Genomic DNA, 406 nt, shown 5'->3' with positions numbered 1-406 from the left:
AAGCTTCTCGGTTTTTGAGAAGTTTAGAGCACGCTTTTCCTTTGCACGATTTCTGGTTGTTTATCCATCAAAAACACCTCACCAATTTATTTGATGAGGTAATCATAATCCATATGGCGGCCGCAGGAAATACGGTCGGTTATTTACTGCTTTCGAAATACTCGGCCGCAGTCAACCGCCCCAAAATTACTGTTAACTAAAAGCAGCCTGACACGATTGTGTCAGGCTGCCGTCTAATTTTTGAATTTGGGCTAAATAAAAAGGTGAGAACAACTTCCCACCTCGCAAGTGCCGGCTACCAGAGTCGAACTGATGACCCTCGGTTTACGATACCGATGCTCTACCAACTGAGCTAAGCCGGCATGATATAAAAATAGATGTTAACACAATTGCCAACATCTATGTC

The 406-nt window shown here is 43.3% G+C and carries 1 protein-coding gene and 1 tRNA gene; one reads left to right on the top strand and one right to left on the bottom strand.

The window, feature by feature from the left end:
* On the top strand, positions 1-200 hold a 200-nt coding region (locus KGF70_RS17085; protein WP_216769705.1), incomplete at its 5' end, for a hypothetical protein.
* Positions 201-289: 89 nt separating this feature from the next.
* Here KGF70_RS17085 and KGF70_RS17080 read toward each other — a convergent pair.
* A tRNA-Thr gene (locus KGF70_RS17080) sits at positions 290-362 on the bottom strand.
* Positions 363-406: the final 44 nt, after the last annotated feature.

The sequence above is a fragment of the Lactiplantibacillus sp. 7.2.4 genome (assembly GCF_018991185.1).
In the GTDB taxonomy this organism is placed as follows: domain Bacteria; phylum Bacillota; class Bacilli; order Lactobacillales; family Lactobacillaceae; genus Lactiplantibacillus; species Lactiplantibacillus pentosus.
Note: the sequence above shows the minus strand (reverse complement) of the source record. Positions and strands in the feature narration are given on the sequence as shown.